The sequence below is a fragment of the uncultured Clostridium sp. genome (assembly GCF_937920395.1).
In the GTDB taxonomy this organism is placed as follows: domain Bacteria; phylum Bacillota; class Clostridia; order Clostridiales; family Clostridiaceae; genus Clostridium_AD.
The window spans coordinates 1-7500 of the sequence record NZ_CALEVF010000364.1; the positions used below are offsets into that span (position 1 = coordinate 1).

Below are 7500 nucleotides of genomic sequence, written 5' to 3' on the forward strand. Positions count from 1 at the left end.
TTTTCATTTTCTTGATCTTGAGTACTTTTTATTATTATAATTGGGTCCATTTCCATGCCTCCTTTCTTTACTTTATAACACTAATTAGAGCACTATAAAGTAAAGAAAGTTACAATTTATTTGATTATTCTTTATTACATTTGAAAATTACTTTGCTTTATCTATTTCACACACTTATTTATTATCTTTTTTATCAACTAATCGGCGGCAAAAGTTCAATTCTGTTAACCACCAGGTTTATTGCTTCCACTAGATGCATAATATCAAGGTTTACTTATATTAATTTTAATTTAATCATTATCATTATAAGTAAGTTGTTTTTTTACATCATCACTCAAACATCTAATAATATCACGTCTAGTAATCGCTATAGGTTATATTTTACAACAATTTAATCGAAAAAATTGTTGTGTTTTGTTGTGTTTTGCTGTATTTTAGATAATAAAAAGGAAGTGTGGAAATATGTATAAAATTACACTTAAATTACAACAGATGAGAAATCTTAAGCATATGACACAAAAGAGATTAGCATTTTTAGCAAATATATCCCAAGGCCATATTAGTGAGTTAGAAACAGGTAATAAAAGTCCTACATTAAAAACTGTGGAAGGTCTAGCTGATGCACTTAAAACCTCCCCATGTGATTTATTAGAGGTAGATACCTTTAAAAATGAGAATAAAATAAGGTTAAACTGGAAGCGGCTAGAGAAGTAGGTGTAAATCTTACGAGGCTTACAAAATAAATTTATAATAGAATATTAAAAGTGAAAGAAAATAGCATAGCGTATTTGTTAGACTTCTTTAAAAAGCAAAGTGAAAGTAACACAACTGTAAATGTGTTACTTTCACATTGGCCATATTGCTCATTCCTTTAAAAATTTATTTTGAATGTAACATGACGTTGACTTGTAACATTGAATGTATCATAACGATCAAAATTCATTGCATAAAAAAAAGAAGGTGTTAACCCTCTTTTTATCTTTTAAAGTTAATGATAATGTCCTTTGCAACTTGCAACATAGATATTTTCATCATCAATACTATATATAAGTCTATGAACATCTGTTATTCTTCGGCTCCAATAACCGACCAGCTCATGCTTTAATGCTTCTGGCTTTCCTAAACCTTCATTTCCGTTTCTTTCAATATCTTTTATAAGTTCATTAATTTTTCTTAATATTTTTTTATCCTCTGACTGCCAATATATATAATGCTCCCATGATACCTCTGAAAAAATCTTATTCATCAAGAAGTTCCTTTCTAATTCCCTTTCCCATTTTTAATTGGTTAATAGATTTCAATAGTTCATTATAGTAAGTTGGATCACTTCTAACGTACAAATTTTCCATAAGGTTATTATATGCTGATTCAGATAACATAACTACGTTATCACCACGTTCGCGAGTAATAATAATGGTTTCAAAATCTTTTGTAGCTTTGTCACAATAATTTTTAAAATTCTGTCTTGCGTTCGAGTAACCTATAGCGATCATAAAATCACCTCCATGCATATATTGTACACTACTTTGTACAATATATGCAAATAATAATAATTGGGAATGATATTGATATTCTGAATATATTATAAAACAGTTATTTAGACCATCTGATTATTTTTTTGAAGTTTAGCATACATAGTTTCTTGCTGCTTCGTTGTAAATTGAAAATATATTAATGTATTTGTCACAGATTTATGGCCCAAATAGTATTGCAATTCTTTTATATCAATTTCGGATTCTGCCAAATGCACCGCAGCCGTATGTTTTAAGGTATGGAAATGATATTTTTCTATATCGCTTATTTTAGCTAAATGACAATATTTCTTCATCAAAACATCTAAAGTCTTACGAGAAATCGGTTTTTTCTCCTGGCTTAAAAACAAAACTTGCTGATTATCACAAATCTCATTTTGCCTAATATATTTATTTAAAATTTTTATTGTCTCTTGATCCAATCTTATGGTGTTATTATTGCTCCCCTTAAGCCTGTGACAATACATTTCTCCTCTTGTCTTATTATAATCCTCTAAATGTATTAACCCAACCTCAGAAGCTCTTAAAGCACATCTGTATGCTATTCTAAAAATAGCTAGGTTCCTTAATGCGTGTATGCTATTATCTTTTTCTATAAATTTAAAAACATTTTTCATTTCCAACTGGGTAAGATATTTTACTTTCTCTTCATTTTCTTTCATCATAATTTAAGCACCTCATTTCAAAAGATAGACCTTTTAACTATTATGTCCAACTTTAAAATACCATGTTAAGTACCGATAATGCAAGTCTTAATCCACTTTCATAAAAGTATAATAGTATAAGTTGGACATTACATTAACCAAATATCTATTTAGTTAATATTGATTCAATAAAAAAAGAAGGTATTAACCCTCTCTTATATAATCTATCTATCTTTCTTTCCATATCATATAACTTGTTGATACATATAATAATATTAAAAGTAAAAAATAAATATTCTTTGAAATTTGAAATAAATAATTTTTATATGATTAAGAGAAAACCATTCTTATATCTCTTCCACCCAATCAGAGTAAAGTATAAGATTTATCATAAAAACTAATTTAAAGTCCATAAGTAAAGTTTGCGTTACTGAAAAGGGCAAATGTACCAATAAAGGCGTATCACCTTGTTGATGCGCCTTTATGAGAATTATGACATATTCCAGTTAGGACTAATTGACTTTAGAAACGTATCGATTTTATTAGTGTTCAATCCACCTCTTATAACTCTATAATATTCCCCATTAATAATTACAGGAGAAACAAAAGTTATTTCCATTACTTTTTTATCATTATCATAAAATACTGCTGAATGTATCCAACCTGTTGATTTAGAGTTTCCCACTTTTTTTATAACATAGCCATTTAGATAACCCATAAATTCCTTGATTTTTTGCTTATCTTCAAGCATTAATGGTTTATTTCGCCCACCCCTACCATCATAAAATATTATTTTCGTAATATTATCAATATTTATGTTTGTCACATCATTTATTTTTTTTCCCGTAAATCTAACGAATAAAAAACTTAATATTACAATTCCAATTAATATTATCAGTACCTTTTTTAACATTATATATATTCCCCCTTCTATAATAATTACAGTTAACATAGATATTTTTCTTATTGTAATATGTAAAAACATAACATATAATGATATTTATGGCAATTTAGTTTTTTTTTACAATATGTAACTAAATTTAAACCGAAATAATGATGGGGAGTGATTTATTTATGAATAAAAAGATTAAAAACCTACTAAGTACACTTTTATTAACAATTTTTATTTCTAGTATCGGCAATTATGCAACAGGTGTACAAGCCTCCGCTATTGACAATATATCCACGATTAGCACAATAGCTAAAAATACGCCAAAATATTTACTTGGAAATACTAGTGAAGATTGGAATGCTGTTTCAATAATAAATAATAGGCCACTTTATGATTTTAATAACAAGTTAATTGCATATAGTGTAGATTTAAAGAATAAAATAAATGATGAAAAAGCATACGTAATTGTTAGTGTAAATGAAGAGGATGAACCAATTATAGAGTTTGCCATAGGACATTTTTCTCCATATGATAAAGTGGATGAGAATTCACAAACTTGCATTTATGATGGTGTTTTAAGTTATTATTCAAAGCAAATCCAGGCTTCAACCACAAAATATTATGACATAAATAAAAACTATGAATTAGGAGATTTAGCAGCTCAAGATCTTATATCTTCTTCTAAAAACAAACGTTATACTTCATTAAATCCAATTAAGTCAAAAGAAACAAGAAATAAATTAATGTCAACCAATAATATCAATAATGCGGATGTTTCAAATACAAAAGCAATAATAAACAATCTTGCAACTGCAAGTACGAGTAAAATATTAAGTGTACCAAGATATCAATGGTATAAAGGATGTGCACCTACTTCCGCTGCCATGGTAATTAAATATAATTATTCTTCTTCTTATGTTTCAACTGTTAGTTCAACTACTTTAATTGCCAAATTAGCAACTAATATGTATACAAACTCTGCTGGAAGTACATATACTACTAATTTACCTAGTGGTGTAATTGCTACCATGGTTGCTTATGGTGTATCGTCACACTGTTACAATGATACCTCCGGTTCTGGAAAGGCTGGAAATACATTTGCTGAGTATTGTTCAGAAATTAATAGTAATAAATCACTAGAAGTTAGTTTATTTGGTAATACTACCCCCACTACAGCTTATCCTTCTGGTTTTGGCGATCACAGTGTGGCAGGAATAGGTTACTCTACTTATAATGGCAGCTATGAAATTGTTAACGATACATCAGTTTCTGATGGTGCTATATATTGTAATTATAATAGTTCTTCATTTGGAACCCCCTGGTATACTTATTTCCATTAGTATGTAACCTTTTTCTTCTAAATAAAACCTATATTGAGTATAAGAAAGTTATTCCTGATTTTTTCCCTTTTCAAGTACATCTAATTACACACAAAAAAACTACATCATAGAGAACAGTCCTATGATGTAGTTTTTTTGTGTAGAATACTTGTAGCATATCTATTACCTATTCCTTAAAAATAGAGATAGATAAATATATTAAATTAATGTCGGATGAAGAATACTTATTCCAGAGTAGAAAAGGCGGAAATAAGCCCATTAGTAGAGTCCAGGCATATCGAATACTTAATAATGCAGCTAAGCATGTTAGACTTCAAGAAGTAGGCACTCACACCTTAAGAAAGACCTTTGGCTATTGACATTATAACCAAAATAAAGATGTTGCATTACTTCAACAAATATTTAATCATTCCTCACCTAGTGTTACTTTAAGATATATTGGAATTAATGAAGATATAAAAGATAAGAGCATAGAGAATTTCTATCTATAGCGGGACCAGTTCCCCTTTATTAACCCCTATTATCTCCTAGATAATTATATTATTAATTTAAATTTCAAGTTTTTATTCTTTTTTAGAGGATTCTTTTGTTGTAGTATAGAATGCATAATAACAAAAGTTAAACTAAAGTTATTATGTGAGGTGACCAATATGAGCAAAGCAAGAAATTTAAATTTATCTTTAAAAGAATTAATATACATAGCAGTAGCAATAAATGAAAATACACTTGAGAATAAAATCAGATTAAAAGACGAAAAAATACCTACCGATAAATTTATTAGAAAGTTTGGAATTAACAGAAAAGATTTTTCAGAAACTATAAAGTTGATTGAGATAAATTATAATAAGTCGACTTTTTTATATGATGTGCCCGATTCCATAAAAGGTACTGAGCCAGTTGCAAATAAAGGTTTTAACGAAAGTGAAACTCTTGTTATTAATAAAAGTGTAACAAAAGTTAATAATATAAAAAATTCAGGAAATACATCAATTGATAAAAAAAACAAAAATGAAACTTCTGTTATTATAAAAAATATAAAAGAAGAAGTTCAAGAATTTAGTAACATAAAAATAGAAATTAATGAGATGCTTGAATGGTACAGAAATCAAAAAAATATTATAGATGTTGAGATACCAATTATAAAAATAAATTCGCAAAAATTTAAAAATGAACAGGCAATTACTAGAGGTGTAAAATTGTACCTAAGTGCATTTAATACATTTAAAGATTTCTGTTTAGAAAATGGGCAGTACAAAATGCAAGATTTGATTTCAATGGCATTGATTGAGTATGCAGACAAATATAAATAATTCAAATAATAGATTTTATAAGTTAAATCTTCAGCAAGCAAAATATTAAAATAAGTAGAACATATTTTAATATTTTGCTTGCTGAAATTCTTCTCCAACCTCATCTTTTTCATTGTCTTTCCAACCCAATAATCCATTTTCTAAATTTTTAAATGTCATTCCACCATCTTTACCATCATATTTTCTTTGCTCATAATTATTAAAGGTGCCAGTTTTAGTTTTGGCTTTAGGTTCTTGATAATCATTTAAGATAGCTCCAAGCATCCAACCGATAACACTACCAATTTTATCTACATCTTGAGCTAAAATATATTTTTCTTTTATTATATTTATATCTCCTTTAGCAGCATCTAGTATAGCTTTAGCGTCTAAACTTGTTATATTCTCTTTGAATATAGCTTTAATTTCATTTATAGGTCTTATAGCGTATTTTTCTTCTTCAACTTTACATTCTATAGTTGCACAGGTCTCATCTATAGGCTTTATATTTGCTTGATTAGCCTTTATATAAAATTTCAATTTTGTAACCTTACCTTTAATTTTAGATTCCTCATACTCAAACGAAATATCACTACTTCCATTTATTTCTTCATATGCAGGTTTTAATACACATCGTTTGAAATCTGCATACCTTTGATAACTTTTAGGACACTCAAGTTTAGTTCTAAGTTCATCTAAATTGTCAACTCGCCAACCAGTCCCATTTTTACTGCTATTTTCATAGCTTTTCAAGTAATAATAAAGCCGTTTACTGTAAATATTATTAAAATTCAATGTATATTTTAATTTATAAAAACACGCTTTTTTCGCACTTAACATAAGTGTTTTTAATTTTTGTCCTAATTCGAGTGATATTTTGCTCTCACCATCAATGTAATCAATACTTGAAAACCATGAAAAATAAATTCTATGTTCTTTATTATCTTTGTTTTTTGTAGATAATGAAAATCCTTTGCCTTCAAATGTTGCAACTGCTTTTTTTAAATCTCTATAAATATTGCTTTTATCTTTTATGTTATATAATTTACCATATTTAGCTACATCAATTTGATATTCAAGTTTTCCATCGTCTTCGATAGAAGCAAAAACCATATCTACGATATCATTTTGTTTTTTTGTTAGCTTAAATCGTGCTTCAATTATTGCTTCTGGTCTTCTTCCAATTAATTCTCCACCTTTTTTATTTTCCATTACTTGTATTACCTCCAATGCCTAATATAGGTATACATTACCATGTGTAAAGTGTAAAGTCAATATACGCTTTACACCGACATTCCTTACACCCCTACCGACATTCCTTACACCTCTTACCGACATTCCTTACACCTCTTACCGACATTCCTTACACCTCTATGTCCCTCAAACCTTTGATATGGCTTGTCTTGCAGATTCCTACTATACCTTTACTATACTCTTTACTATACTCTTTACTATACAACAACTGTAGTTGTTGTATTTTTATAGTTCTAAATCTTCTCTTTTATTTCTTCTTGAGATCCTCTCAGTTTCTTTTTCATCTTTTAATTTTTGTTGAACTTCAGACATTAAATTATTTTTTTCTAATGTACTAGTCATTATTTTATATTCTTTTATTAAACCTAATACATTATCATTTAACTTTTTATGATCTTTTTTTAATTTATTGTATTTATTTAAAGTTTCTTTATATCTTGTGTTATAACTTAAATTATTTCGTTCCAGTAATGTATTAACTCTTTTTAATTCATTCAAAGAGTTCTCATTTAGCACTTCTTTTTTAGCTAAATCTATTATTTTATTATA

10 protein-coding genes are annotated in these 7500 nt (G+C 27.8%); 4 read left to right on the plus strand and 6 right to left on the minus strand.

The window, feature by feature from the left end:
* Window positions 1–462 precede the first annotated feature (462 nt).
* The gene (locus Q0649_RS21280; RefSeq protein WP_298846622.1) at window positions 463–714 is read left to right on the plus strand and encodes a helix-turn-helix domain-containing protein; all 252 of its coding nucleotides are present in this window, start codon (window positions 463–465) and stop codon (window positions 712–714) included.
* A 274-nt stretch (window positions 715–988) separates the two neighbouring features.
* On the opposite strand, the gene Q0649_RS21285 is transcribed toward Q0649_RS21280, so the two are convergent.
* The 4 genes from Q0649_RS21285 to Q0649_RS21300 form a co-directional block, all read right to left on the minus strand.
* Window positions 989–1246 carry a Txe/YoeB family addiction module toxin gene (locus Q0649_RS21285; RefSeq protein WP_298846624.1) on the minus strand — a complete coding sequence of 86 codons (258 nt, stop codon included), beginning with the start codon at window positions 1244–1246 and terminating at the stop codon, window positions 989–991.
* Window positions 1239–1493, minus strand: coding sequence for a type II toxin-antitoxin system Phd/YefM family antitoxin (locus tag Q0649_RS21290; RefSeq protein ID WP_298846627.1), 255 nt, complete (start codon window positions 1491–1493; stop codon window positions 1239–1241). Before Q0649_RS21290 ends, Q0649_RS21285 begins: the two co-directional genes overlap by 8 nt.
* Window positions 1494–1597: 104 nt before the next feature.
* A complete protein-coding gene (locus Q0649_RS21295) occupies window positions 1598–2197 on the minus strand; it encodes a tyrosine-type recombinase/integrase (RefSeq protein ID WP_298846629.1) in 600 nt (199 codons plus the stop codon).
* Window positions 2198–2666: 469 nt separating this feature from the next.
* Window positions 2667–3089, minus strand: coding sequence for a hypothetical protein (locus tag Q0649_RS21300; protein WP_298846631.1), 423 nt, complete (start codon window positions 3087–3089; stop codon window positions 2667–2669).
* 161 nt (window positions 3090–3250) lie between these two features.
* Here Q0649_RS21300 and Q0649_RS21305 point away from each other — a divergent pair, with 161 nt between their 5' ends.
* The 3 genes from Q0649_RS21305 (at window position 3251) to Q0649_RS21315 (ending at window position 5718) form a co-directional block, all read left to right on the plus strand.
* Entirely contained in the window at window positions 3251–4408 is a 1158-nt protein-coding gene (locus tag Q0649_RS21305; RefSeq protein ID WP_298846634.1) for a C39 family peptidase, read from the plus strand.
* A 206-nt stretch (window positions 4409–4614) separates the two neighbouring features.
* On the plus strand, window positions 4615–4767 hold the full coding sequence (locus Q0649_RS21310) for a hypothetical protein (protein WP_298846637.1): 153 nt from the start codon (window positions 4615–4617) through the stop codon (window positions 4765–4767).
* 291 nt (window positions 4768–5058) lie between these two features.
* Window positions 5059–5718: a hypothetical protein gene (locus Q0649_RS21315; protein ID WP_298846641.1), complete on the plus strand. Its 660-nt coding sequence runs from the start codon at window positions 5059–5061 to the stop codon at window positions 5716–5718.
* Window positions 5719–5784: 66 nt separating this feature from the next.
* On the opposite strand, the gene Q0649_RS21320 is transcribed toward Q0649_RS21315, so the two are convergent.
* Together Q0649_RS21320 and Q0649_RS21325 are read right to left on the minus strand one after the other, a co-directional pair.
* Complete coding sequence (locus Q0649_RS21320; RefSeq protein ID WP_298846643.1) at window positions 5785–6909, minus strand: replication initiation protein; 1125 nt, start codon at window positions 6907–6909, stop codon at window positions 5785–5787.
* Window positions 6910–7176: 267 nt separating this feature from the next.
* Window positions 7177–7500, minus strand: a 324-nt coding sequence (locus Q0649_RS21325) for a hypothetical protein (RefSeq protein WP_298846646.1), incomplete at its 5' end; no start/stop codon positions are given.